The organism is Shewanella sp. SM95, assembly GCF_025653595.1.
GTDB lineage: Bacteria > Pseudomonadota > Gammaproteobacteria > Enterobacterales > Shewanellaceae > Shewanella > Shewanella oncorhynchi.
Map to the genome: position 1 here is coordinate 246,041 of NZ_JAKKSE010000003.1, position 24,583 is coordinate 270,623.

General features: G+C 45.1%; 34 protein-coding genes. 10 read left to right on the forward strand and 24 right to left on the reverse strand.

All coding sequences use genetic code 11. The features are described 5' to 3' along the window. The first annotated feature begins 18 nt into the window (after positions 1-18). Together rlmA and L5M29_RS06395 are read left to right on the forward strand one after the other, a co-directional pair. Positions 19-834: a 23S rRNA (guanine(745)-N(1))-methyltransferase gene (gene rlmA / locus L5M29_RS06390; protein ID WP_173245473.1), complete on the forward strand. Its 816-nt coding sequence runs from the start codon at positions 19-21 to the stop codon at positions 832-834. A 307-nt stretch (positions 835-1,141) separates the two neighbouring features. Then, positions 1,142-1,351, forward strand: coding sequence for a cold-shock protein (locus L5M29_RS06395; RefSeq protein WP_011789734.1), 210 nt, complete (start codon positions 1,142-1,144; stop codon positions 1,349-1,351). Positions 1,352-2,354: 1,003 nt separating this feature from the next. On the opposite strand, the gene rne is transcribed toward L5M29_RS06395, so the two are convergent. Next, positions 2,355-5,795 (reverse strand): ribonuclease E, encoded by a 3,441-nt coding sequence (gene rne, locus L5M29_RS06400; RefSeq protein ID WP_263166816.1) that lies wholly within the window; start codon positions 5,793-5,795, stop codon positions 2,355-2,357. Between the two features lie 542 nt (positions 5,796-6,337). Between rne and rluC the strand changes: the two genes are divergently transcribed. Next, entirely contained in the window at positions 6,338-7,297 is a 960-nt protein-coding gene (gene rluC, locus L5M29_RS06405; RefSeq protein WP_105252860.1) for a 23S rRNA pseudouridine(955/2504/2580) synthase RluC, read from the forward strand. 22 nt (positions 7,298-7,319) lie between these two features. Then, positions 7,320-8,036 (forward strand): HAD family hydrolase, encoded by a 717-nt coding sequence (locus L5M29_RS06410; RefSeq protein WP_263166818.1) that lies wholly within the window; start codon positions 7,320-7,322, stop codon positions 8,034-8,036. Positions 8,037-8,196: 160 nt separating this feature from the next. Here L5M29_RS06410 and L5M29_RS06415 read toward each other — a convergent pair whose 3' ends face one another. Beyond that, positions 8,197-8,781, reverse strand: coding sequence for a Maf family protein (locus L5M29_RS06415; RefSeq protein WP_263166820.1), 585 nt, complete (start codon positions 8,779-8,781; stop codon positions 8,197-8,199). A gap of 262 nt (positions 8,782-9,043) precedes the next feature. On the opposite strand from L5M29_RS06415, the gene yceD reads away from it, so the two are divergent. The 4 genes from yceD (at position 9,044) to L5M29_RS06435 (ending at position 12,235) form a co-directional block, all read left to right on the forward strand. After that, positions 9,044-9,568 carry a 23S rRNA accumulation protein YceD gene (yceD, locus tag L5M29_RS06420; protein ID WP_028760371.1) on the forward strand — a complete coding sequence of 175 codons (525 nt, stop codon included), beginning with the start codon at positions 9,044-9,046 and terminating at the stop codon, positions 9,566-9,568. A 16-nt stretch (positions 9,569-9,584) separates the two neighbouring features. After that, positions 9,585-9,755: a 50S ribosomal protein L32 gene (rpmF, locus tag L5M29_RS06425; protein ID WP_006081226.1), complete on the forward strand. Its 171-nt coding sequence runs from the start codon at positions 9,585-9,587 to the stop codon at positions 9,753-9,755. Between the two features lie 15 nt (positions 9,756-9,770). Continuing rightward, a complete protein-coding gene (gene plsX / locus L5M29_RS06430; protein ID WP_168823750.1) occupies positions 9,771-10,799 on the forward strand; it encodes a phosphate acyltransferase PlsX in 1,029 nt (342 codons plus the stop codon). 203 nt (positions 10,800-11,002) lie between these two features. Continuing rightward, on the forward strand, positions 11,003-12,235 hold the full coding sequence (locus L5M29_RS06435) for a tyrosine-type recombinase/integrase (RefSeq protein ID WP_263166822.1): 1,233 nt from the start codon (positions 11,003-11,005) through the stop codon (positions 12,233-12,235). A gap of 25 nt (positions 12,236-12,260) precedes the next feature. On the opposite strand, the gene L5M29_RS06440 is transcribed toward L5M29_RS06435, so the two are convergent. The 20 genes from L5M29_RS06440 to L5M29_RS06535 all read right to left on the reverse strand — a co-directional run bounded on the left by L5M29_RS06440 (position 12,261) and on the right by L5M29_RS06535 (position 21,518). Beyond that, complete coding sequence (locus L5M29_RS06440; protein ID WP_115334968.1) at positions 12,261-12,476, reverse strand: helix-turn-helix transcriptional regulator; 216 nt, start codon at positions 12,474-12,476, stop codon at positions 12,261-12,263. After that, on the reverse strand, positions 12,473-12,694 hold the full coding sequence (locus tag L5M29_RS06445; RefSeq protein ID WP_263166825.1) for a hypothetical protein: 222 nt from the start codon (positions 12,692-12,694) through the stop codon (positions 12,473-12,475). The genes L5M29_RS06440 and L5M29_RS06445 overlap by 4 nt, the downstream gene beginning before the upstream one ends. Positions 12,695-12,696: 2 nt before the next feature. Further along, positions 12,697-12,942 (reverse strand): hypothetical protein, encoded by a 246-nt coding sequence (locus L5M29_RS06450; protein ID WP_263166826.1) that lies wholly within the window; start codon positions 12,940-12,942, stop codon positions 12,697-12,699. Further along, positions 12,942-13,157, reverse strand: a complete 216-nt coding sequence (locus L5M29_RS06455; protein ID WP_263166828.1) for a hypothetical protein — start codon at positions 13,155-13,157, stop codon at positions 12,942-12,944. The genes L5M29_RS06450 and L5M29_RS06455 overlap by 1 nt, the downstream gene beginning before the upstream one ends. A 217-nt stretch (positions 13,158-13,374) precedes the next feature. Further along, positions 13,375-14,109, reverse strand: a complete 735-nt coding sequence (locus tag L5M29_RS06460) for a hypothetical protein (protein WP_263166830.1) — start codon at positions 14,107-14,109, stop codon at positions 13,375-13,377. Further along, complete coding sequence (locus L5M29_RS06465; protein ID WP_263166831.1) at positions 14,106-14,693, reverse strand: hypothetical protein; 588 nt, start codon at positions 14,691-14,693, stop codon at positions 14,106-14,108. Before L5M29_RS06465 ends, L5M29_RS06460 begins: the two co-directional genes overlap by 4 nt. Next, positions 14,693-14,818, reverse strand: a complete 126-nt coding sequence (locus tag L5M29_RS06470) for a hypothetical protein (RefSeq protein ID WP_259574240.1) — start codon at positions 14,816-14,818, stop codon at positions 14,693-14,695. Before L5M29_RS06470 ends, L5M29_RS06465 begins: the two co-directional genes overlap by 1 nt. Next, positions 14,815-15,453 carry an S-adenosylmethionine-binding domain-containing protein gene (locus L5M29_RS06475; protein WP_259524163.1) on the reverse strand — a complete coding sequence of 213 codons (639 nt, stop codon included), beginning with the start codon at positions 15,451-15,453 and terminating at the stop codon, positions 14,815-14,817. The genes L5M29_RS06470 and L5M29_RS06475 overlap by 4 nt, the downstream gene beginning before the upstream one ends. Continuing rightward, the gene (locus L5M29_RS06480) at positions 15,450-15,860 is read right to left on the reverse strand and encodes a hypothetical protein (RefSeq protein WP_263166837.1); all 411 of its coding nucleotides are present in this window, start codon (positions 15,858-15,860) and stop codon (positions 15,450-15,452) included. Before L5M29_RS06480 ends, L5M29_RS06475 begins: the two co-directional genes overlap by 4 nt. Continuing rightward, positions 15,857-16,507 carry an ASCH domain-containing protein gene (locus L5M29_RS06485; RefSeq protein ID WP_263166839.1) on the reverse strand — a complete coding sequence of 217 codons (651 nt, stop codon included), beginning with the start codon at positions 16,505-16,507 and terminating at the stop codon, positions 15,857-15,859. The genes L5M29_RS06480 and L5M29_RS06485 overlap by 4 nt, the downstream gene beginning before the upstream one ends. Further along, positions 16,504-16,836, reverse strand: coding sequence for a hypothetical protein (locus L5M29_RS06490; RefSeq protein ID WP_263166841.1), 333 nt, complete (start codon positions 16,834-16,836; stop codon positions 16,504-16,506). Before L5M29_RS06490 ends, L5M29_RS06485 begins: the two co-directional genes overlap by 4 nt. Then, complete coding sequence (locus L5M29_RS06495) at positions 16,836-17,156, reverse strand: hypothetical protein (protein ID WP_263166843.1); 321 nt, start codon at positions 17,154-17,156, stop codon at positions 16,836-16,838. Before L5M29_RS06495 ends, L5M29_RS06490 begins: the two co-directional genes overlap by 1 nt. After that, the gene (locus L5M29_RS06500) at positions 17,153-18,217 is read right to left on the reverse strand and encodes a DGQHR domain-containing protein (protein ID WP_263166845.1); all 1,065 of its coding nucleotides are present in this window, start codon (positions 18,215-18,217) and stop codon (positions 17,153-17,155) included. The genes L5M29_RS06495 and L5M29_RS06500 overlap by 4 nt, the downstream gene beginning before the upstream one ends. Further along, entirely contained in the window at positions 18,214-18,462 is a 249-nt protein-coding gene (locus tag L5M29_RS06505; protein WP_219234321.1) for a hypothetical protein, read from the reverse strand. Before L5M29_RS06505 ends, L5M29_RS06500 begins: the two co-directional genes overlap by 4 nt. Continuing rightward, positions 18,456-19,190: a hypothetical protein gene (locus tag L5M29_RS06510; RefSeq protein WP_263166847.1), complete on the reverse strand. Its 735-nt coding sequence runs from the start codon at positions 19,188-19,190 to the stop codon at positions 18,456-18,458. The genes L5M29_RS06505 and L5M29_RS06510 overlap by 7 nt, the downstream gene beginning before the upstream one ends. Beyond that, positions 19,187-19,807 (reverse strand): hypothetical protein, encoded by a 621-nt coding sequence (locus tag L5M29_RS06515; RefSeq protein ID WP_263166849.1) that lies wholly within the window; start codon positions 19,805-19,807, stop codon positions 19,187-19,189. Before L5M29_RS06515 ends, L5M29_RS06510 begins: the two co-directional genes overlap by 4 nt. After that, the gene (locus L5M29_RS06520) at positions 19,804-20,328 is read right to left on the reverse strand and encodes a hypothetical protein (RefSeq protein WP_263166851.1); all 525 of its coding nucleotides are present in this window, start codon (positions 20,326-20,328) and stop codon (positions 19,804-19,806) included. The genes L5M29_RS06515 and L5M29_RS06520 overlap by 4 nt, the downstream gene beginning before the upstream one ends. 42 nt (positions 20,329-20,370) lie before the next feature. Continuing rightward, positions 20,371-20,718, reverse strand: coding sequence for a hypothetical protein (locus L5M29_RS06525; protein ID WP_263166852.1), 348 nt, complete (start codon positions 20,716-20,718; stop codon positions 20,371-20,373). Between the two features lie 100 nt (positions 20,719-20,818). Then, positions 20,819-21,103 (reverse strand): hypothetical protein, encoded by a 285-nt coding sequence (locus L5M29_RS06530; RefSeq protein ID WP_263166853.1) that lies wholly within the window; start codon positions 21,101-21,103, stop codon positions 20,819-20,821. After that, the gene (locus L5M29_RS06535; protein WP_263166854.1) at positions 21,096-21,518 is read right to left on the reverse strand and encodes a hypothetical protein; all 423 of its coding nucleotides are present in this window, start codon (positions 21,516-21,518) and stop codon (positions 21,096-21,098) included. The genes L5M29_RS06530 and L5M29_RS06535 overlap by 8 nt, the downstream gene beginning before the upstream one ends. 1,081 nt (positions 21,519-22,599) lie before the next feature. Between L5M29_RS06535 and L5M29_RS06540 the strand changes: the two genes are divergently transcribed. After that, a complete protein-coding gene (locus tag L5M29_RS06540; RefSeq protein WP_263166855.1) occupies positions 22,600-23,250 on the forward strand; it encodes a tail assembly protein in 651 nt (216 codons plus the stop codon). Between the two features lie 70 nt (positions 23,251-23,320). Beyond that, positions 23,321-23,707 carry a hypothetical protein gene (locus L5M29_RS06545; RefSeq protein ID WP_263166856.1) on the forward strand — a complete coding sequence of 129 codons (387 nt, stop codon included), beginning with the start codon at positions 23,321-23,323 and terminating at the stop codon, positions 23,705-23,707. On the opposite strand, the gene L5M29_RS06550 is transcribed toward L5M29_RS06545, so the two are convergent. Together L5M29_RS06550 and L5M29_RS06555 are read right to left on the reverse strand one after the other, a co-directional pair. After that, the gene (locus tag L5M29_RS06550; protein WP_263166857.1) at positions 23,658-24,032 is read right to left on the reverse strand and encodes a hypothetical protein; all 375 of its coding nucleotides are present in this window, start codon (positions 24,030-24,032) and stop codon (positions 23,658-23,660) included. The two genes, L5M29_RS06545 and L5M29_RS06550, sit on opposite strands and share 50 nt — an antisense overlap. Positions 24,033-24,214: 182 nt before the next feature. Beyond that, positions 24,215-24,517, reverse strand: coding sequence for a hypothetical protein (locus L5M29_RS06555; RefSeq protein ID WP_259574262.1), 303 nt, complete (start codon positions 24,515-24,517; stop codon positions 24,215-24,217). Positions 24,518-24,583: the final 66 nt, after the last annotated feature.

The following is a 24,583-nucleotide window of genomic DNA, read 5'->3' on the forward strand; positions in this document are numbered from 1 at the left end:
AAATGATAAGAGTCCATTATGCATTATTTATGTCCCCTGTGTGCCGCCCCACTGACGTTAACGGAGCGAACTTGGGGTTGTTCACAGCAACATAAGTTTGATATGGCCAAAGAAGGCTATGTCAACTTATTACCTGTACAGAAGAAAAACTCAAAAGATCCTGGTGATAATAAACAGATGATGTTTGCTCGGCGTGAATTTTTAAACGCGGGTTACTATCAAGGTTTGAGTGATAGAGTGAATGAGCTCGCGCTTGAGTTTAGTGCCGAAGCAAAACAAATCCTCGATATAGGCTGTGGGGAAGGGTACTACAGTCAACGTTTATTCCATGTGTTGAGCCAGCACCATGATTGCAATTTACAAGGTATAGATATTTCTAAGTCTGCAATTAAATATGCAGCTAAACGTTACCCTAATTTGCAATTTTGTGTCGCAAGTGCCTATGAAATGCCAATCGCATCCCAAAGTGTCGATCTTGCCATTCGTATTTATGCCCCTTCAAAAGTAGAAGAGTTACAACGGATTATGGCTGATGGAGGCTTACTGATAACGGTTTCTCCGGGACCTTTACACCATTTTGCGTTGAAACAACAAATTTATGCTGAGCCAAGATTACATCCCGTTTCCACAGCGCATATTGCTGGATTTGAGTGTCTTCATCAGGAGCGCTTAATCTCCCAGTTAGAGCTGGCAAACAGTGAACATATTGCTCATTTTTTAGAAATGACGCCCTATGCTTGGAAGTTTACTCATGCCCAAAAGCAAGCATTTGCGTTGCAAGGACTGAACTGTGAATTGGATTTTCAAATTGAAGTGCATCGGATTTCAAAGTAAGCGATAAGATTAAGCTATTGAAATAAATTATTTAAAATGCTTAACTGTACCTGCTAAACAGCATGAACCTAGTGTTCTGCTAGCCGGTTGCAAAACCGTAAAGTAGATTTAGGCAAAATAAATAATCCAAAGTGTCGCAGTGTGTTGACTTATCTTTAGAATGGTTTATAGTCTTATCAGCTTGAAGGTTGGGCTTATATTTATGTGTTCAATACGACCAGTTCGTCCTGTAAACATAAGTAATACCGGCATTTTCCAGCTCCACCCGCCGTTAAGGCTTTAATTTTTTATTTACAGGATTTATATTATGTCTCAAGTTACTGGTGTTGTTAAGTGGTTCAACTCTGACAAAGGTTTCGGATTCATTGAGCAAGAATCTGGCCCAGATGTATTCGTACACTTCCGTGCGATCAACTCTGACGGTTTCAAAACTCTTGATGAAGGCCAAAAAGTGTCTTTCACTGTGACTCAAGGTCAAAAAGGTCCACAAGCTGAAAACGTAACTATCATTGGTTAATTTTCAGTGCTGTTAGCCTAGAGCTGATAGCAATGGATTAAAGGGCTATGGTTAATTCCGTGGCTCTTTTTATTTGTGCGAAAATAAGATTTCATTTAGTTTAGATTGTTGAATCCAGTATAAGCGACGAGATCCACTTAACATGTCACATTAATTTAATGCTTAAATCTGAAGTTAATCCTCTAATCTTTCTCTGTTAGAATCCAATTCTGATATCTCCAAGATTTTCAATAAAACCATTTGATACACTCTCCTTATTTTTACCCATGTAACATTCAATTCCATTATATGTTAACTAACGCTTGCTCTTATCGAGTTTATTTTTTTGCGTAATCTTATATTCAATGTCGAACGCGAATGTGTCTAATCATTCATTTGTTGTAAATCAGTGACTTCAGGTATTGCCGAATATTATTGGTGCATTTACATTTCTTGCACTTAGTTATCCTACATATACTAAGCTGCACCTAAGGCTGAAAGCCTTGTAGTAAAGATTTGAGGCTGGTAAAGCGTTTAGTGTTTGATATTAAAGAACACTAGCTTATTTATGATGTAGTTTGGAGCCGACCAAAAAATGAATATTGCTATTCAGATGCCTTACATTTCGTACATTTAAGTATTTCCGACAGAAGCTTTAGGCTGCTAATCCAACTTAATTATCGGCTACTTTATAGCGGAATAATGCTCTCCCTCGACTAGTTTTCCTAACTTATAAAGGAGGGGTCTACAGTTAGCACTAAATGGATTAAGAGCCCTTTCTACTGGCGGGTATTGGCCTGATATTTTGTTAGCATGTTTATTGCTTCTAATGTGACGTTAGTGACAACGCAAGAATACTTAAAGTTGAGAACTATATACCGAGGATTTTTTGATGGGTTATGTTATTCAAGGGACTACGATTAAGCCGAAAAATGGATAGAGCTAAATTTAAATATTGTGGAGTATTACAGTGTAAATAAAAAAGCCATGCAATTGCATGGCTTTTCTGGTTTAGCTTAAGTGATTATGGACGCGCCATATCCGACTCTGCACCATTAGCGAGTTTGATTTTGGCTGTAGACTCTTCGTTCGCAGTATTCTCATACTCTCGTCCTTTAGGGACTGCCACTTGTTCTCTCACTTCAACGACAGGCTTGGTCATATCCGAAGACACCATAGAGCCAAAGCGGCTGGCGGCTTTCGGCTTGCTGACAACAACTGCATCCGTGATTTGCGGTGTTGTTGGAGCTGTTTGTACTGTGGCTTGAGGCTTAGCGATAGCAGCCGGTCTGGCCATTGGCGCAGAGGCTGTTGCTTTCACGGCTTCTTTTACTTCAGCGCTCGGTGCAACACTTGGCTCGACAAGTGTTTCGGTTTTAGCTGCTTCAGCTTTGGGTACTGCTACTGATTTAGTCACTGAGCTTTCAACTGATGGGACTGCAACGACTACGGCTTCAGTAGTAACGCTGGTCACCTGAGTTTCAACGATTGACGCAAGGTCAACTTTTACGTCAGCAGCCTTTGGCTCTTCCGCTTTCGTTTCAGTGGTTTTAGTCACAACAGGTTTAGTTTCAACTTGCTGAGTTTCAACTGCTGCAACGTCATTTGCTTGAGGCTGAGGCTCAACTTTTGGTTCTACTTTAACAACAGCAGGAGCTCCAACAGCTGGAGTTGAACTTGTTTCAGCTATTTCGACGTCAGCAGTTTTAACGGCTGGTTCAGTTACCGCTGTTGTTTGAGTTGCAACAACAGGAGTTTCCACTCGAACACTGACGATTTCGCTTGGGTACTCTTGGTCAGCACCTAATTCGTCATTAGGAACGAATTGCGCTGGCGTTGATGTACCTTGGTCATCTTCGTCGCGACGACGACGTTGACCCGCTGCACGAAGGTGGCGAGGGCTACGACGGCTACGACGTTGACCATCTCTTTGCTCGCGTTTTGATTGATCATCAGCATTAGCATTTTCGTTGTCTGCATCAACTTCGCTATCTTGCGATACAGCATCCGCTGCTACAGTATGACCTGCTGTGTCAACCAAGGTGTTTTCAGCTACGTTAACAGCATCAACCGCAGGTGTCTCTACTACAGTAGAAATTACAGTTGTCTCTTCTAGCACAATATTTTCTTGCGCTTCTTGAGCGGGTGCAGCTTCTTTACGAGGCTGGCGACGTGTTCTTGGTGCTTTAGTTTCTACTGGCGTTTGTGCAATGACTTCAGCTTTGGCATTAATACTGATAGTACTTGCCGCTGCGGCGTTAAGGGCTGCAATTTCCGCTAACACTTCTGCGGCATCTTCAGGTGCAATTGGGATCGCATTATCTGGCGTATTATGGCCATTATCGATACGCACCTTACGACGCATGTTACGGCGCTGACGACGCTCACGGGCGACTTCTTGCTTAGGGGCATCATCTGCTTCAATGTCGGCAACAACATCTTTTGGCGCTTGTACGCGTGGCTTCGGTTCAGCTTTAGCTGGACGTTTAGCCGCTTCTTCTTTTTCGCGTACTGGACGTTCTTGTGTGCTGACTACTGCATCAGTCGGCTTTTTTGGATTGCGGCTACGCGGCTCACGAGTGCCTTCTTTTGCTTTGTCGGCATCTTGGGCATTGCGTGGGCGGCGAGTGTCATTACGACGGTTACGGCGATTTGCGTTAGCCGCACTGGTATCAGTTGTTTTAGTTTCAACAACTTTTACGGGTTCAGCTTTTTCACTTGGCGCAAACATGGCACTGATTGCACTGACTAGCTTGCTGAAGAAGCCTGGTTGTGGCGCTTCAACTTTCACCGTTGGTGATGGGGCTTGTTCTACTTTCTGTGGCGCAGCAAAACCTTTTAATGCCGGAATAGGCGCCGCAGTACGTTCCAGTTTGCGTGGCTCATACAATTTGGCTTCAGGATGCTCTATACGCTTATAGCTTGATTCACTGATTTCATCATCACTACGGTGACGGATCACGCGGTAATCAGGCGTCATCATGTGTGCGTCAGGTATCACATACACTTCGACATCGTGACGCTGTTCTGTGATGCGAATGGCTTTGCGTTTCTCGTTTAACAAGAAAGCTGCAACATCCACAGGCACAATCGCTTCGATTTGTGAGGTGTTTTCTTTGATGGCTTCTTCTTCCATCAAACGTAAAATTGACAGTGCTAAAGACTCGGTACTGCGAATCGTGCCTTGGCCATGACAGCGAGGGCATATATGCGCTGCAGATTCTTCTAAAGAGGGGCGCAGACGTTGACGCGACATTTCCATCAAACCGAAACGAGAAATGCGACCTAACTGCACGCGAGCACGATCATGGTGCACAGCATCACGTAAACGGTTTTCAACTTCACGCTGATGACGCACTGGCGTCATATCGATAAAGTCGATAACCACTAAGCCACCTAAGTCGCGGAGACGCAATTGACGGGCAATTTCATCGGCGGCTTCGAGGTTAGTGTTAAGTGCTGTTTCTTCAATATCGCCGCCTTTAGTGGCACGGGCAGAGTTGATATCGATTGAGGTTAAGGCTTCAGTTGGGTCGATAACAATCGAACCGCCAGATGGCAGACGCACTTCGCGTTGGAAGGCGGATTCAATTTGTGATTCGATTTGGAAGTGAGTGAATAATGGCACTTCAGCTTCGTACAGTTTTACGCGCTCAACGAAATCAGGGCGAACTAAGGCGATATGTTGCTTCGCTTCTTCAAAAATACGTGGATGATCGATGAGGATTTCGCCCACGTCACGGCGTAAATAGTCACGAATAGCGCGAACTATCACATTGCTTTCTTGGTGAATTAAGAAAGGTGCGCCTTTAACTTGTGAAGCTTCGGTGATCGCCGCCCAGTGGTGTTGTAGAACTTTTAAGTCCCACTTTAACTCGGCAGATTCTTTGCCTACACCCGCAGTACGCACGATAAGACCCATGCCCGCAGGCACTTCTAAGTCAGCCATCGCTTCTTTTAGCTCAGTGCGTTCATCACCTTCGATACGACGAGAAATCCCGCCAGCACGTGGGTTATTTGGCATTAATACTAAGTAAGAGCCTGCAAGGCTGATGAAGGTCGTTAAGGCTGCGCCTTTATTGCCGCGTTCTTCTTTGTCAATTTGGACAATAACTTCCTGTCCTTCACTGACCACTTCTTTGATGTTTGGGCGACCTTGGAACGAATATCCCTTCGGGAAATATTCTCTAGCGATTTCTTTCAGTGGCAAAAAGCCGTGACGATCGGCACCGTAGTCGACGAAAGCGGCTTCTAAAGACGGTTCTACTCGGGTAATTTTACCTTTGTAAATGTTTGATTTTTTTTGCTCATGACCTGGGCTTTCAATGTCTAGATCATACAGTTGTTGCCCATCAACAAGGGCAACACGCAACTCTTCTGATTGAGTTGCATTGATTAACATACGTTTCATGATGACGTCATTCTTCTTTAAATAGAGGTCATCAAACATCGCGCTTCGCTGCATTACGGGCCTAGCAGTAGGTCAACTGAGCCTCACGGCTGGTGGCTAGGCAAGAGGTGCGCATTACTGTTAGACGCAGTCGCTGCGTGTCGCATCCTATTTATGGCTTATTTTTTAATGATTACAAAAACAAGGAATTCGTTGTAAAACATCAACCAACCCCATAAATTCTTTAGTTTCGTTCCGGTAATGCCCAAGTCGAATCGGTTTGTCTGACGACAAGTTAAAATATCCTTCGAAATCGGGGAGGAAAATCTAGGGTAAACCTTATTAAAGTAAGGTGACTTTCTCGATTTAATCGTAAAAAACGCATTTGTGGTATTTTTACTCTGTATACGATTTGCAAATCAATGATTTGCTATCAAGAAAATCTTTTTTTATCCGTTAAATTTTCCGCTTGGGATCAGGGCGTTGTGAACACTTTATTCACGGCTTATCCCTAATCGCTGGTGAAATATAGCAATAATCAAAAAATTCAGCAATGGAAAGGCACAATTCTTCTCAGTTGTTGTACAATGGCGACCGTTATAATTAGATGGCGCATCATGAATATAGAATCCACCCCACAACAGGTTCAGTTGATCACGATTGATGAAGATCACTTCGAACAGCGTATCGATAACTACTTAATGACCAAGCTGAAGGGCGTGCCGAAAAGCATGATCTATCGCATTGTCCGCAAGGGCGAGGTTCGAGTGAATAAGAAACGCATCAAACCCGAGTACAAGTTGCAGATTGGCGACATAGTACGTATTCCGCCAGTCCGAGTGGCAGAGCCGGATAACCGTACCGCACCATCGGCGAACTTAAGCAAAGTCTCGCAACTCGAAGACCGTATTTTGCATGAAGACAATCATTTGATCGTGCTGAATAAACCTGCTGGCATTGCCGTGCATGGTGGTAGTGGAGTCGATTACGGTGTGATTGAAGCATTGCGTTCACTGCGTCCTCAACAAAAGTTTTTAGAGCTAGTACATCGTCTCGATAAAGATACTTCGGGTGTGTTGTTGGTGGCGAAAAAGCGTAGCGCGCTTAAACATCTGCATGATCAGCTTCGGTATAAAAAGATGCAGAAAGACTATTTGGCCTTAGTTAAAGGTGAATGGTCTGCTCAAGATAAAGCCGTTAAACAGCCTTTATTGAAAATCACCCTCAAATCCGGTGAGCGCATTGTGCGTGTTAATGCTGAGGGTAAACCTTCAGAAACGCGCTTTAAAATTATGCAGCGTTACCAAGGTTGTACTTTAGTGAAGGCAAGCCCTGTCACTGGACGTACTCATCAAATTCGGGTGCATTGTCAATTTGCCGGTCATCCAATCGCCTGTGATGATAAGTACAGCGAGCAAGGGTTTGACGACAGCATGCGTGCATTAGGCTTAACTCGACTCTTTTTACATGCCGCTGAATTGATGTTCATTCATCCAGAAAATGATGAAGTGATGCGGGTTTCAGCGCCTTTAGATGAAAATTTGTCGCAATTACTTGATAAGTTAAAGCGTGCGTAATCGACGGGGATAGGTTTCAAGGATGAAGATAAAGCAATACGATTTAGTGATTTTCGATTGGGATGGCACTCTGATGGACTCCATCGGTAAAATTATCACTTGTATTGAAAATATGGCTAAGGCATTGCAGTTACCTATCCCAACTGAAAGTGACATTCGCGATATTATTGGTCTTTCTATGACAGAAGCGCTGCGAGTCCTGTTCCCTGAGGGGCTTAATTGCAGCGCTTCTTCTGCATATTCTCAGCCTCTACATTCTAATAATGCATTCAGCCAAGGCGAAAATGATCAATATCAGCAGATGCGCGCTGAGTTTAAAGCACAATATTTGCATTTAGACACCACGCCAACTCCCTTGTTTGTACAAACTCCAGCGTTAATTGATGACTTGCATAGCCAAGGCTATAAGTTAGCCGTCGCAACTGGTAAAGCCCGTGCAGGGCTTGATCGCGTCTTTGAGCAAACAGGCTTAGGTCGATACTTTGTTGCGTCACGCTGCGCCGATGAAGTGCACAGCAAACCCCACCCTGAAATGATCTCAAGCTTGCTGAAAGAATTGAATATTGCACCGAACAGAGCCTTAATGGTGGGTGATTCTCTGCTGGATTTAACCATGGCGGCCAATGCAGGGATTGATAGCGTTGGTGTGACCTATGGCGCTCACAGTGCCGAAAAGTTGCTGCGGGCAAAACCTATCGCCTTGATTGATTCACCAAAGCAATTACTGCAATACCTCTAATACTGCTATTTAATGCTGAAGCGGCAATACATGCCGCTGCGCATGAGACTTTCTTATCACTTTTATTTACGTCTCATCTTCTCGTCGATGAAACGACTCAGTAACCCGGTATTTTTGATGCGCGTAAACTGAGCAAATAGAGCAAAGCCTTGGTAAACGTTTAAGCGAGTACGTCTACGCCTTGGGCTAACAGCATTTCCGTCAGTAATATCAGTGGTAAGCCAACTAAGGTATTGGGATCGCGACCTTCGAGCGCTGTAAATAACGCGATACCTAAACCTTCGCTCTTAAAACTGCCCGCGCAATAATAGGGCTCTTCTTTTTCAATGTAAGCCACAATCTGCGCATGGCTAAGATGCCTAAAATGAACCGTAAAGGGTTCAACCTCGGCGGCCATAGCGCCAGTTTTGGCATTATAGAGTGCAAGACCAGTATAAAAGGTGATGGCCTTGCCTGAGGCTTGAGTGAGCTGCGCGACGGCATTATTAAAATGATGGGGTTTACCGATAATCTTGCCATCAATGACGGCAACTTGATCGGATCCAATAATCAGACCATCGGGGAATTGTTCTGCTCCCGCGACGGCTTTTGCTTTTGCTAATCGCAGCACTAAAGCATGGGCCGATTCTTCGAGATACGCCGTTTCGTCAATATTAGGATTGCAGCATTCGAAGGGTAACCCGAGTTTTCGCAGTAAAGATTGTCGATATACAGACGTCGAAGCTAAGATTAATGGGGTTGGCATAATGAGATATCCGCAAAAGAGTGACTCATATTGTGACCAATCAATGCGGGAGAGTGCAAGAGTTTCGTCTTTTACGGTTTCTTTTCAATGAATGCGACTATTTTAGGCGGCTTGCGCTTGTATGCGGCCCCATGCTTGGGTACTATTTCGCTTCCGTCAATTTCAATGTTGGGGCAGGGGAAAGGCTTAAGTCGCAAACTGGGACTTAAGTTAGTATTTTTTCTTTGACTCTAGCGTTTTCAAACTATAATATGCGCGCCTTATGCAAACAGTAAAGATACCGGTTTCAATTGATCCATTTCGCGCCGCCTCGAGTCGCCTAGTTTATCAGGGCGTTGTTCCTGGTGTGCAACTGAAAAGATTAACTGAGTTATGTGCCGGCGACTGTTCCGATGTGGCAGTGTCGCTTGAATGTGGCGTAGATTTACAGGGGATAGTCTACCTGAAAGGGAAGGCTGTGACGGAGCTCACTCTGATATGTCAACGTTGCATGACACTATTTACCACTGAGGTTACGGTCGAGTTTTGTTTTGGTCCATGTCGGACTAAAGCAGAAATCGATGAGCTCCCGGATGCGTATGACCCAATTGAGTGCAATGAAATTGGCGAAGTGCGTCTACATCAATTGATCGAAGATGAATTGATAGTCGCTATGCCGATAATCCCAATGCATCAAGAAATTGATTGCAGTGCAGGATCTAAAGACATGGTTGTAGGCGAGATAGAACCCGCTCAAGAGGAGCGTCCAAATCCGTTTGCAGTGTTAGAAAAACTGAAGAGCAAGTAATCGAGGAGACAGGCCAATGGCTGTACAACAGAACAAAAAATCACGTTCAAAGCGCGGAATGCGCCGTTCACATGACGCACTGAGCACTGCTCAGCTGTCTGTAGACGCTACCAGCGGTGAAATCCATATGCGTCACAATGTGACTGCAGATGGCTTCTATCGCGGTAAAAAGGTAATCAACAAGTAATTTGTTGGTTTCCTAATGACGAATCTGACGCTTGCGTTAGATGCAATGGGTGGTGATCATGGCCCCCACGTCACGGTGCCTGCAGCCTTGCGGGCACTACAATTACATTCTTTTCTTAAAATCATTTTAGTCGGTGACAAGACTGAAATTGATGTCTATCTACGTCAAGCCGAAGCGAGTTTACTTTCGCGCATAGAAATCATTCATACCGATGAAGTCGTTAGTATGTCCGATAGGCCTGTGCATGCCTTGCGTACACGTAAAAACAGTTCCATGCGATTGGCTATTGAGTTAGTGCGTGACGACCGCGCACAAGCGTGTGTGAGTGCCGGTAACACAGGGGCGCTGATGGCAATGGCGAAAGTATTGCTGAAGACCTTGCCTGGTGTTGATCGACCTGCATTAGTCAGTTGTTTACCTGCGGTGACTCAAAAACCGGTTTATTTGTTGGATTTGGGCGCGAATATTTCCTGTGACTCGGAAACCTTATTTCAATTTGCCGTGATGGGCTCAGTCCTGTGCGAAGCGGTAGATAAGAAATCTCGGCCAAAAGTCGCCTTGCTCAATGTGGGCGTTGAAGAAATTAAAGGCAATGACCAAGTTCAGCAAGCCGCGCAGTTGCTGCAACACACAGAACAAATCAATTACACAGGTTTTATCGAAGGGGATGAAATCTATTCCGGTAATGTGGATGTGATTGTTTGTGATGGGTTTGTGGGTAACATCACGCTCAAGACCTCAGAAGGTATTGCCAAGTTATTAGTACATCAGTTAAAACGGGGACTAACCCAAGGTTTATTCGTTCGTTTTCTGGCTAAACTTATCGCCCCTCGTATCCAGGCGGTCCTTAGTCAGATGAACCCCGACCACTATAACGGTGCAAGTCTGATAGGATTGCGCGGAATAGTTGTAAAAAGCCATGGAAACGCGGATGAAACTGCCTATTTACAAGCAATTAGTTTGGCAGTAACGGAAGCTCAACGTCGACTCCCTGAAATGATAAAAGATCGTTTGGAGTCGATTCTTTTAGATATCAATCACTGATACCGCGACAAACAAAGACTTATCACGACATTCGCTAGTATAAAATCCTTTAAAATCCTCGCCATGCGTCAAATCACTGCGACAAACTAAGACATTCAAACTCGACATAAGACAAGCAAAACTTGTACAAATTTGTGTGCAAATTTACACTATGTACACCGATAGCCGCTGAGGCTAAAAAAATTTGTACACAAAGAGGGTTTATGGCGCTGTCAGATTCATGGCTAAAAGCTAACTCCGGCAAGGAGATCGACAAGGCTTATGAGAAGGCCGATCGTGATGGCTTAAGTGTGAGAGTGTCACCCAAAGGCAAACTTACATTTCAATTGCGCTATCGATATATTGGCAAAGCATCACGGCTTGATCTCGGCTCTTACCCTGCGACTTCATTAAAGTCCGCCCGGACGGAATGCTTACGTTTAAAAGGTGAGCTAGAGAAAGGTTATGATCCTAAATTAGTTAAGATTAACGATCGGATTGAAATTGAATATGCACCAACGATCAGCGACTTGTTTTATCGTTGGCATAGTGCGAAAAAAATCAGAAATGAAAAGTGCCACAAGCAGGTATTACGTAGCTTTGAAATTCACTTATTACCTCGAATTGGCATGATGTTAGTGCAGGACACTAAATTACATACATGGCTTACTGTGCTTGATGACATCGCGAAGGGAACGCCAGCAGTGGCCGCAAGTATATTGGCCAATGCCAAAAAAATGCTTGGCTGGGGTGTTAGAATGCGGCTAATCAGCGATAACACTTTATCTGACATTAGTGCGAGAGAAGATCTTCATGTCGTTAAGCGTGTTGGCAAGCGTTCGCTGAGTAATGATGAAATCGTCTTGCTTTGGGATGCGCTTAGACGCTCAAGAGTTGCACCTAAAAACAAAGTCTTTATCAAGCTCCACCTGTTCTTCGCTTGTCGAACAGGTGAACTACGCCTAGCTGAAAAGTCACATTTTGATTTTGATAAAATGGTCTGGACTGTTCCGGCTGAAAACCATAAAACTGGTTATAGTGGCAACCAAATTGTCAGGCCTATCGTGCCTGAAATTGTGCCTCTACTGAAAGAGGCTTTTCTATTAAGCTCAGGTAAATTTTTATTTGGGTCGGCAGATTCTTTCAGCGAAAAGCCTGATAGTGAAGCCAAGCCGTTAGCGTCGACATCGCATTTATCTATAGTGAACGTCATCAATAATTGGATAAATAAGCATCATGAATGCGGCATCACGCATTGGTCTATCCATGATTTACGTAAAACCGCGCGCACTAACTTTTCAGATTTGACAGATGAAAGGACTGCAGAGGTGATGCTCGGGCATAAGTTGCCAGGCATTCAAGGCGTGTATGACCACAATTTATATTTAAAAACCCAAGCGGCAGCATATACCGCTTGGCATCATAGATTGTGCGACATTATTGGAAGTGAGTTGTAACGATATACAGAACGATAGGGGGGGGTTAAGCGGCTTGGCTGTTATTTGTTTGGTGGTTTGCTGCTTGAGTCTCCCACGCTTCTACATCATCGATGGCCCACAAGTTTTGACTGCCTGCTGCTAGCATCCGTGGTTTTGGAAATGGATGCTGTGGTTTTTGCATCCAGCGGTAAATGGTGCGGCTAGTGCATCTAAACCGCTCGGTGATGTCTTTTGTACACCAGTAACCTTTAATCATCATGCACCTGCCTTATTTAATATGCATTCGTCTAATGCCATTAGGTCGGTTTTCATCCCCATCCTATCTAATTGAGCAATCACTGCTTGCTCACGGCCTTGAACAGTTGATAGATCAAACTCAGGACGCTTGCTAAGGGTTGCCACTTGTTGCTCAAGCTCGGTAATTCTGGCTTTAAGCTCGGCGTTCTCTGCGATAGCTAGGTTAAGTCTGTCATTCATCTTCATGCTTCACCTGCCTTATTGCTACGTCCATCGACAACAATCACTCGGGTTTTATCGTCGAGAACTAATACCTTGCAGGTTTTGGTGATTGCAAATACCGAAAACCAAGATGACATAAAACCTATTCCCCAAATAAAAAAGAAAACTAACAAAGGTGTTGGTTTGCTAAATACCACGACAATAATCAGTGTCATTAACAGTGATACAACCAAGCAGGTAAGCACTGCGGTTATTGTAGTTTTCATTAGCACTCCTCATCATCTTTAGGTTTTGGTGGGTTTACACGGTTAGCAAGATTCCTAAGACGCAGGACTTCACGTGTAAGAGCAAGCTCAACACTTCCGTAGTGTTCATCCTTTCTTCTATAGTCATCGCTAAAACCAGCAACTTCATTTGCCCTGCGACTGAGTATTTCTGATATTTGCTGTTGCTCGCTGGCTGTTAATTTTATTGTTGCCATCACTTACCACCTTGTTCAAAACATCTTTTATATCTATTCCTGTACTTTTCATCGCTAAGCTTTGATAAAAAGCTCGATTCTATTAAAGGCCAATCAGCAGAACTGTTAAAAATTGCCGATTGCCTTTTGTCGCATGACCACCCTGTATTGCTATCAGTTTCACCTTCAACCCATTCAAGGTGCTTGCATTGATGACACGATTTACTTAGGTTGCCCATTACTCACCACCCTTATCTATTCTAGGAATGGGAAGCCACCCAACTGGATTTTTTTCGTACTCATTTTCAAAGTACATATCGTGACCTTCGCCGTCATTGCAGTTAATTGCCGCGTAAACCCAGCATTGTTCTGTTTCGTTCCAGTGTCCTGCTGTTAAAAATCCGAATCCGGCATCAAGCATAATCATGTCTGATTTAGGCGCGGTGGATATTGGCTGCAATTCAGTTCTCACTGCCGTTGCGTCATCGTCATCCCATGGCTGTGTGTTATAGCCATAATTATCTTTTACGTAGTTACGTGCCGACTGATAAACGTCATAAACTGTTAGTTCAGCAGTGACGCCACCACTCAGATAAGCCATGCGTGGTACTTCTGCAAAGTTCATTACTGCCTTGGCGCGGATATCAGCAATTGATTTTGAATAGAGGTGTTCTGACTCATAGTGCTCAGACCATTCAAGAACATCACTGTCATTGACTGTATCAATATCAAAGTGCTCGTTGCTTACATCATTTTTGCAAGCTAAATAGCCGTCATACCAGCCATCACCGAGTGCATCGACGTGCATAGCTTTAAGTTCTTCTGCCTGTGCCGCTAGCTGGTCGCGTTCTGCGGTGAGCGAATCAATTGTTTGAGCTGCTTCTGCTGCAAGGTTCTTTTCACCCCGACGAGATAAATCATCTTGATCTGTAGCGAACTGGTTTAATCGTTCTGATAATGAAAGTGGCTTCATGCTGCACCTTCCTTATTAATACTCATAACTTGCAAAGCGTGATTGGATATAAGCTCTGCCGCATCACTCATGACTTGAGCTTCTTGTAGGTAATCATTGTTGAGTGCGTATTCGGACGCTTCATTAAGCACTTCCACTAATTCCGTCACGACATTTGCCTTGATTGAGCTAACAGCATCAATCAACAGCCTTGGTGACTCCTTACGCTGGTGCAGCATCATGGCGAAGTTGGCAACATCTTCAAATGTGCCATCGTTACCTTTGCTTAAATGTTCAACCAATGCCGCGGATAATTGCTCGCCTGAGCACCGCGATTGATCATCCCAACCGCTGCGACCTTTTGATCTGGCATAGGCCATTTTTAGGCGCATAGCATTAGTGAATCTGTCGATGCCGATATCATCGATATGCGTTGATCGTTCCAACTGCATCGCGTTTACTTGGTCTTTCAATTGCTGAATCTCGGTACCCAGTTTTTGTTTAACATCGAGTAGAACGGTGGCAGGAACATAAGCGCCAAGACCTTCAACATTGATTTGGCTTGAGCCGTTGCCGTCTAAAAACACTCTGCGTTTAGTTGTCATCACTTACCTTCCTTTGCCAATTCCTCGGCGAGTCGTTTTAAAAACTGTTGGCAGCTGCCGGCTTGTTCGCGTGGCATGGCGTACCACTTCTTAAGCGCTTCGCGAATTGCGGTTGATTGCTTCATGCTGCTTCCCCTGCAATATCTTTTTGCTTAAGCGGGATATCAATTGATCCTTTTACTTCGTTACCAAACACATCCCAGCCTTTAGTTTTTGTCCTGGCAAACATTTCAAGGCGAGGAACATCACCCATTAGCTCAACGCATTTATCACGAAATTCATCTGGCTTTTGGCTGTGGCGAATGTTTTGATATGCGCCTACGTAGCAAAGGTGTGCGAGCACTTCATCAAGGCTTTCTGGATCATAATTGCCCACTGCGCGAACGCTGCGGCATGCAGGTGTTGGTTTTCCTTTTACTGCGATGATTGCCGATTCACTGCCTGCGCGGGACCAAAAACCCATACCAAAGAATGGATTGTTGTTCACTGTTAGCTTGTTCCACACAAAGCCATTCATGTTTTTAAGGGTGAATCCCCAGCTTTTAACCAGATCAATGGCATCCTGCGGCATGGCTCCCACGTACCACATCACCAGTACACAGTTGTCGTCGGCAATGCTGCCCACATCGAGGCGCTTTAAGTCCTCTGTGCTAGTGACGGTGTACTTGGCTTGGGCGCTGGATTTCATCGAGCCGCCTGTGTTCTGGTTGCTAAATGCCCATGGCGGATCCGCGTAAATCACTTGATATTTTTTGCTCATGCCGCATGCTCCTTTGAATCACTGATTGCAGCCATAAGGTGCTGTTCAAGTAATTCATTACCATTCATATAGCTTGCTGCCATGCTGACCAACTGCTCGAGTTCAACGATCCGCACATTTGCCGAGGCTAACTTGGCAAGATGCTTTTCCCAGTCGATTTCTTTGATTGCCTCAACCACGCCCATGGTGTTGTTAAGCGTGGTTTGAGCGCGCATCAGGTTTGATAGCTCGATAAAGTGGCGAGCGGCGCAGCGTTCTGGTTCCAAGCCTGTGGTGTAATGCAGCTTTAGGGCTGCAATAGTTGGCTCGGATGTAATGCGCGTTAGCGATAGCAGTAAGTCGAGTTTGCGCTCTGACTCACTGCCAGCGAGTAAGTAGAGCATTTCGCGTGGGGCGGCTTTAGTCATGCTGCACCACCTGTGGTGCTGATCACCTTGAACTCGATAACCCACACCCACGGGTTGGCATCCCAATTTTCATAGATTGAGTTCCATAGGGACTTAAAAGCATGTTGTGGGTTTTTATACCAACGCCAATGAGGCGAATGAGGCTTATGGCTTGAATGCTTTTCAACTCCGCCCCATTGTTGGTAAACGGAGCTATATTGCAAACCTTCTGCTTTTGCATCTTGCTCGCTGATATCATTGAGCCTTTCAACCCGAACGGCGGTGACTTCAAGCAGAATACGAGCGCAAGCACGCGGCATGTGGATAGATGGAGTCCAGCGTTTAACAACGCAGTGAGCGCCATCATCCTTATCTGCCTTATACGTAAGCCTTGAGCCACAATCTGCAAAAGTTTCTCGCACATAAAGCTGATCGCCTACTGAGCAAATTGGGCAAGCGTCACTAGCCATGCCGCGCGAGAATGGATGTTGAAAATCCTCTACATGCACCATCGACTGAAATGCTGCACAAGGAAACCAATAACCACCTTGAGAAGTTTCAGTGTCAGGCTTTGGTTGTGGATTCATTTGCCTGCGAGTTTGCGTTTTACGGCCATCTACAATGGCTTGCACCATTTCGGTGTTGAAGATAATAGGGCGCTGTTTCATGCTGCACCTCCATTCCATGAGCGATTTTTACTTGCATCCCAGTGACAAAATTCAATGAAGTTTTCAAAGCGATCGCCGTACTCTAAATAGCGTTGGTAACGCTGTTGTGATTTTGTCTGTTTGCGGATGTTGCCAATCTCGCCGTATTCAACTTCCCAAGTTGGGTGGCAATGACGAATAACGCCTGGCTTATCGTCGTCAAAATTAACGCCAAGGTGATGGCCGCAATCTTTTACGATTACGCCAGATCGACCATTCACTTTCACTAAGCGACCTATTTCTGCTGGAACAGCGTAATGCTGTTTGATGTAGTCAAATTGGCTCATCATTAAAAATCCTCAATGCTTAAGCCCAACTCTTTGGCTAGTTTGATATTCTCGATGCGGCGGCGTTTATCCAAGCGAACTTTATCTTCAGCCGATATCCTCACAGACTGAATTACAGGTTCCTTTTCCTGCTGAAATCGTACTGCTTGTTTTTTAGGTGCAACTATTGATGGCGGTGTGGTAGATGAGTTGGCGACTTTCATCACTCTTGGCTTTCGTGCTTTAGGTGCATATTTAGCGCGTTTTTGCGCTTTGATACTTTCCTTATGCGCTTGGTAGTAAGCCCTTGCTGCAATTTGCTTTGGGGTTAGTTGTTGGTTCATGCTGCCACCTCTGGGAAATAGGTTATTTCAACGCTGGCGCGAACTGGGTCGAGCTTTTGTTGCATCGTTTTTAGAATGAGGTTTGATGTCAGCATCACGGCATCGGCGTTCGCGAGTAGCTTGCCTGTTTTGGGGCAAATGCAGCGGCCAGTGAAGTCTTGGCTGTTGCGGGTCCAAACGAGGTTTTGGTAAGCGTAGCGCCAGTGTCTTTGGCCGATTGACTCAGCCACGTTTGCGGCGCTGGCTAGCGCTTTAAGCATTACCGTGGTGGTAAATAAGCTGGTTTCGCGCTCTTTACTGCCAATTGATTGGAGCTCCATTGCTGCGCCCATGGTGTTCCAAAAGTCATAGGCAAGGGTGGCGTGAAAGGGTTCAAAGTTTTTCTTGGTGCCGAGCATGATGGCTGTGGCGTCTTTAATTTGTTTAAAGGACCAATAGCACTCGCTCTGTGCAGTAGGTTTGTTTGTCGCAAAATCAACACGGCCTTGCATCCAGTCGATTTGGTTCACAATATCCATGGTGAGCTTTGATAACTCATCCCTGTGGTTATAGGTATCTGACAAACCTTGAGGCGGCTTGCTGGCATTTTGGTTTATATCGGTAAACGCTTGCTGGCGCTCTTGCAGCGATAAATTCATGTACAGGGTGATAGAGATTGAGTCTTGGGCAATCTCCGGTGATTTTTCGAGTGCCTTGGCGATACCCGTGGCGCGGTGCTGGCCGTCGAACAACTTGATAATCGAATCAAGGCCGACTTTTAACACGCCAACTACGCCGCTGATTTCGGACGCTTCGAACTTTGGCGCATCGCCGCCTGTTGGCACTTCAACCACGCCGATAATGCCTGGCAGAAAATACCCCGTTGGATTCGTTACCATGTAATTGCCAATGGATTTAGCACGGGCAGGGTTAACTTTGCGCTGGCTTCGGTCGAGCACACTGCCGGCATCGTCAATGCGTAACATACGAACTAGTACACGCATTGACATGATCACGGTGTAAAACACTTTTCCGCCTTGTACGCCCACCACAGCGGGCATTGAGTAACACATATCCATCATGCTTCTCCCTGTTCTAGTTCGTTTTCTTTAAGTTCATTCACGCATTTTGGGCACACGCAGACAAAGTATTCATTGTCGTTGATGGCCTTTTGCCAACCTGAGTGGCTTAGGCCTTCGGTGATATCTGCCAGTACGTTTAGGCTCTTGCGTGGAATGAAGTGCGTTTTAGTGCAGCTGGTGCAGGTAATTTGGTAGCCTTTCACTACCTCGATTTCTTCAAAATCGGGAGGGGATAGGGTTAGCATGTCCTTTCTCCTTTAATCTTGGCTTGCTTTTTCCTTGCCTTGCTCGCTTTCAATTCTTCGCAGGTATCCGATACAACAAAGCTAAGCCCGTTGCGTTCACTGTATTGCTCAGCGCAGCTATAGTTTTCGTAAGGATTAAAACCCCAAGTGATACAGCCACAATGTGGGCAGTTACCGCGAGTTTTACCTGTGGTTTGGCGGGTGCGTTGACGCTTAGGTTTGCGAATGCCAGCAGCGGTGATCATGCGGCGTTCGTTGATGTTGGCGGCTTGGAAAGTACGGCGCGCGATGGCGTCGATATCCGGCTTGGCGTAGATAGTCGATTCAAAGCCCTGCTCGACAAGCTCCCATGATCGTAAAAGTGCTGATTCGTAACTAAAGACGGCAGATGATTTATAATTAACGCTTTTAAAATCAAGAGTTAGCCAGTAAACATCATTGCCATCAGTACTATTGCCAACGCGAATAACGTACTCATTACAGTCTGACTTTTCGCCAGAATCGCCTAGGTACTGATGATCAACGCGCACGATTGCTAACTCATCCACAAGCTCTCTGCAAAGTGGAACGTCAGTGTGACGGCTGTTGAATTTGCGCTGTGCTTCTTCAAGCGTGTAAACATGGGCCTTGTTTAAGTTGCTGGTATATCCGCAACCATCTTGAGCCCAAAAAAGGCAAGTGCTGCCAACGTTAGAGCGCGAATCGCGCAGATAGAATAATGGGCTCATGCTGCCTCCTTGCGCTTGATTTCGTATGCGTCCCAAGCTGCCTTATCACCATTGGCAATAAACCACTCGATGTTGCCGCTCCCGTCTTGATCTCTTGCGCTACATACGTACTTTGAATCAGGGAAAGTGAATCTTGCTGTCATCGTTATCCACGGCCAAGCACCTTGAAAATCGACAAAAGTAAGATCTGGTCTTTGCTCTTGAACTGACTTCTTAAACGCCTCAAAAGCTAAATTCCTATTAGCTTTCTCGTTATCTTGTTTTTCCTTACAGGTTTTAGAACAGTAAAGCGCCTCACCATCTTCTACTGGATCTAACTTGATGTAGTTACCCTCAGTATCTTCACCCTCAAGATCACTGTTAATAGTGCAATTGCAATGCATGCACTTAAACCACCAACCGTTAGCTATACAAACAAGTGGAGGAACACCGCCTTTAGCATCTGAGTACTGATCAGCCCATGGTATGCGACGACAGTACGAAACATCTTCCCAATCAATACCTAATTCACCAGCTCCGTTGCGTCGAGCTGCGGCACTGTTAGTTTCAAAGACGATGCAACTACAACCTTCTTCAGGCTCGTTTACTTCGTAGGCTTTAAGAGGTTTAGTGCTCATGCTTTCACCTCAACTTTTGCGGCTTGATAAGCACTTTTTACGGCTTCATATTCGCTGCCAAATATCTCTGTCGCATCGATAAGACTTAGGCGGGTATCGAGGTAAATAACATCATCGTGTAGGAACAGCGAAAGCGGGGCGAATAAGCAGTCACCCCAATTTGTACCAATCGCTTCTAGTAAAGGTATGCGTGAAACTTCTTCAGGCATCATGGCATTGTATTTAGCTCTGATAGCTTCTAACGCTTCACGATCTGCTGCTTTCGGCTTGCCGTATTTGGGTGATGAAGCAAAGCAATTAGCTGCTTTAGGCTTGAACCATAAATGATTGTTTTCAAGCTGGTTGAAGTTGTGAAAGTTAATGCCAGCACACGAAATACTTTCAACGCGATTGCTAAAAATAGGTTTGCCACCAAAGTGGTCGGCTAATTTAGTCGCTTGCTCAATCAAGTTTGCTTTAGCTGCATCAAAGGCTTTGAATGCTTGCACTGCGGTTTCATTGGTAATTTTGTAGTAACTCATATCGATTCTCTCTGCTCTGTTTTTACTGCACTTAGGGTTGCGTTATGCGGCGATTTCGCCGTTGTATACCACCCAACTGACAATCTCTTTTTTGGTTTTGGGGTTAACCTTGCCCGTGGGTTTGCGGTAACGAACGTGAAGGTCGCGGCATTGGTCCTGTTTTTTTGCTAGCTCAATGTATTGCGCACAGAGCGAAGGCGTTGAGAGCGAGTGAGATAGCTTTTGTGGCTTCATTTGTTCAAACTTGGCCAACGCCATTTCATCTAGCTTGGCTTGGTATTCCGCGGGGCTGAGTTCGCGACGTTTCGGCTGTACGCCTTCGTATAGGCTGCACTTTTTAGCCGCTTCTTTTTTAGCTATGGTCATGGACACGCCGTATACGAAGAACATGGTGAACTCCAAACTGGTGATTGCTCACTAGGCTGATAGATGGAAGAGGGTTGGTTTGAGTTGAACTTGTAACGATGACTTACACGTTCACATTGGGTGCTTAGCTTAGTGTGCTGGCAAGTCGTGCATATTCAGCGTTGAGCAGGTCTTGCGCGCTGCGCTGGCCGTGTTTTTGCTTTATCTCTTGCCAGCTTTCAATCAGTCGCACCCAAGTGTGTTTAGATTCGGGATAGTCGATGATCAGCTGGTTTAACTCGGCTATCGACCGCTCGCAGTGTGCTGACATGGCATTTTCACGCTTGCGGCCTTGCGCCTCTTGCTTAAGCTCGTTCGCGAGCATTCCCACTAATTTGTCGCTGGTGGCATGATCTTGTGCATCAAACATGGGGAACCTGCTTTAGGCTGTTTATCACTTGATGTTGAAAGCAGCGATTAATCCAGCTGCAGGTTCGGTCGCTGATGGTGATTTCGGTCGCGATTGGCAGGGCTACTCGGGTAAGTTTTACGCGGCCGCTGCGAGTTATTTGAATGTTGGCCACTTCGTTTAGTGGTGTCGTTTTTAACGGGCTTTCATCCAACTTGGTGACGTGGAAGCGCTCGCGAAATGCATAGGTGCAAATGTTGTTTTGCAGATATTGCTCTAATGCATTTTTGCGTTGAATGACGGTCGGGCAGTGCATTAGGTTGGTTAATTGGGCGAGGCGACAGGCTATGCCAAGGTGCATTAGCAACTGAGCTTCGGTTGTGGCACGTTTATCTTGCGCAATGGCGCATGATTGCGCTGCGATTGGGTGTTGCATAGGTCACCTCGCTGAATCGTGGTTAGGTTTGGCTGGCTTTAAAGGCTAGAAATTAAACGGAAGGTTTTGCGTTATAACAGGTCGAACGGGATCAACTTGGCGAGTAGCATTAGCACTAAGTCGAGAAAGTCGGGTTGCTGAGTCTTCATGGTTTCGCGTCCTGCAGTTGAACATCTTTGAACTATCCGGTAATTCCGGATGGTTTGGTTTTATTGATTGCCGGTTACGTCATCCGGCGGCCTGAACCCGTCCTCTGCCGCGCTATGCCGCTAATAACTGGTGCCGAACTTTCAGGCGTTCGCGCTGCTTTACCAGTGGGACCTTTATTTATTAACCCTAACCAGATCCAAAGCTGGCTATCGACATGGATACTCGGGGCGCAGTCATAACCTGAGCTCATGGTTGAACTATTGAGTTACTTCATCGGCTTGCCCTCTGGTTGATTGCCTGCTGGTGCCGCAGGCTGGCGTTAATCGCATTGGTGAAGGTGACTGTGTCTCGGCGTTCGACCGTTCACGTTTCGCTTTGTCTATATTGGCTTTGCCTCACGACTACTCTGGCTAATCCGCACGCTGCCTTAAGTCACACATGGATAAATCAGCCACCTTCCCAATGCGCCCTGTTGCCAAGGCGATTGTCCATCTACCACACCGCCGATGGTTGGCGGGGCTATACACATATTTGGGTCATGCTCGCAGTGAAACCATTTAGTACCTGTTCTTATGGGCTCTTCCCACTCAAACAGTCCGGTCGCCAATAGCGGTGTATAGGTCTGTTTACGCGGATTACTATCCTCCGCCGCGTGATCCTCGGAGTAACCTAGTCCGCTCTAGGCGGGTTTAGTTGTTCATGGGCCAGATTGTTAAAGAGCGTGGCATATCGCCGATGTGATAAATATTACATAATGGAATTATCGTGTCAATTACAAAATGGAATAATATTTTGTTTTGGTATATTATTGCTTAAGAAGTTAGTGTTGATATTTAGATGGGAAGTAATGGATGGGTAATAAAAAGGATGGATTTTAGATGGGTTCAACAAGGCGAACAGTGCTTATCGAGCTGAAGAGAGGGGGGTAATCGTGGATAATAATCAATGTACTATTATTAAGTTTTCGGGCTCGCTAGCCAAAAAGTTTGGCCGTGAGCATAAGCGCTTTTTAGATACGGGTACGACGACAGAGGCATTTAGCGCCATTAAAAACACGCTGAATGGTTTTGAGCAGTTCATTAAAGAACAGGCCAAGCTTGGGTTACGCTATGCGATTTTTCGTAATGGCAAAAATACAGGCGAAGATGAGTTTAGTTTGGCGGGGTCGCGGGAAATACGGATTGTGCCTGTTATCGGTGGTAGTAAACGAGCAGGAGTAATGCAAACTATTATTGGCGCCGTTCTTATTGTCGTTGGCGTTTTTACAACAATATTCGGCGACTATAGCGGTTCGGTAATTCAGGTTGGTGTGGCAATGGTTGCCGGTGGGGTAGTGCAAATGCTTTCACCACAAGCAAAAGGGCTTAAGGGAAGAGAGGCAGCGGAGAACGCCCCAAGCTATGCCTTTGGCGGCGCAGTTAATACTACGGCCGCAGGGAATCCCGTCGGTATTGGTTACGGTAAGCGCCGTATTGGTGGCGCCATCATCAGTGCTGGTATTTATGCTGAAGATATTGCAACGACAAAGCGGCCAATACAAAGTGGCGGCGGCAATGGCGGTAATGGCACACAAGAGCCATAACAATATCTTTGTTTTGATAACCCGCTTAGGCGGGTTTAAAACCGTTTAACGTCACCTGATTGAGGTTATTATGTTTAAAAAACTGAGCGCCTATTTAACTCGCGTACTGAAGAAAGCACAAAATAAAATAGATAGATTGCTGATACGTGTTATTTCAAAGTCAGACTATTGGAGCGGAATAGGTTTGGAGGCAAGGGTTAAGTTTAATGAACCGCTTATGGCCTTTATCTATGGGCATATCACTATAGAACAGTTTGATGCCATCGGGCGTGGCGAAACGACTTTAACTGACATTGTCAGCACTCTAATTCCCGCCGAACAGTTTAGCGCTATTAAACGTGGCGAACTCACTTTAACTCAAGCGCTGAGTGTTTTTTATCAGCACGAAGAAAAGTTGCTAGACTTCTTTAACTTAAAAGCTGAAGCGCCGAATAGTTTAGACCACGACCAAAGTTAGCATGATCATCACCAATCTCAATAACGACTACGGCATCGTCATTGAGTAATATACTGGGTTGGCGGTGTTGATCATCGCCGCTCAGCTTTGCTCTAATAATGCCTGCTGGCAGATAACTTTTTATTAAAAGCCCTGCGGTAATGCCGTCAGTATCAGTAAACAAAATATGTGGTTTTGCACCTGATATTGCCAGTAGTTGTTCGTTAACTTTTCTGAAAGCCTCTGACACTCTGACTGCATTAGTTTTAGTACTGCCTTTTATTACGGCACTTCCTAAACGTACTATCACAATGTATTTTTTAACATTATCTTTATCGATATCCATGCTATCCACCTAATTATATGTCCATGTTATTCAGTCTGATAACGCTTGCCTATGCCTCAATCAGCGCCATAAATTCATCTTCATCTAAAATTTTAATTTCGACGCCAGACTCGCGTAGCGCCTCGACTCTCACCTGCTTGATAGTAATATTTATATCAAATACAGTCGGTTAATATTGTATTCTAGACGATTTCTACTTTTTCTAATTTGAATGATTTTGAGGCGTTAGACTGGGTGCAATAAGCACTGAATGATCCATCGGCGTTAATTTTTTGAGGTTTAATTTGGCGAGACTTGCCCGGTGTTGAGCCACCGTGATAAATCATCTCGACAGGCTCATTAGACAAAAACTTATCTAGAAAGCTGGCCTTGTCTGGATATTCAGCTTTTAAGCGATTTACCGCATCGTATAATGCGACCACATCGGCAAGTTTCTTTTTTGATTGTGCTTCAAATTGCGCTTCGGTGATTTCAAGACGGATCATGTTAGTTCCTTCATTTAGCGTTAGCCTCAGTAAAGTGGTTTAAACTTCACTTCCGCAGTGTTTACA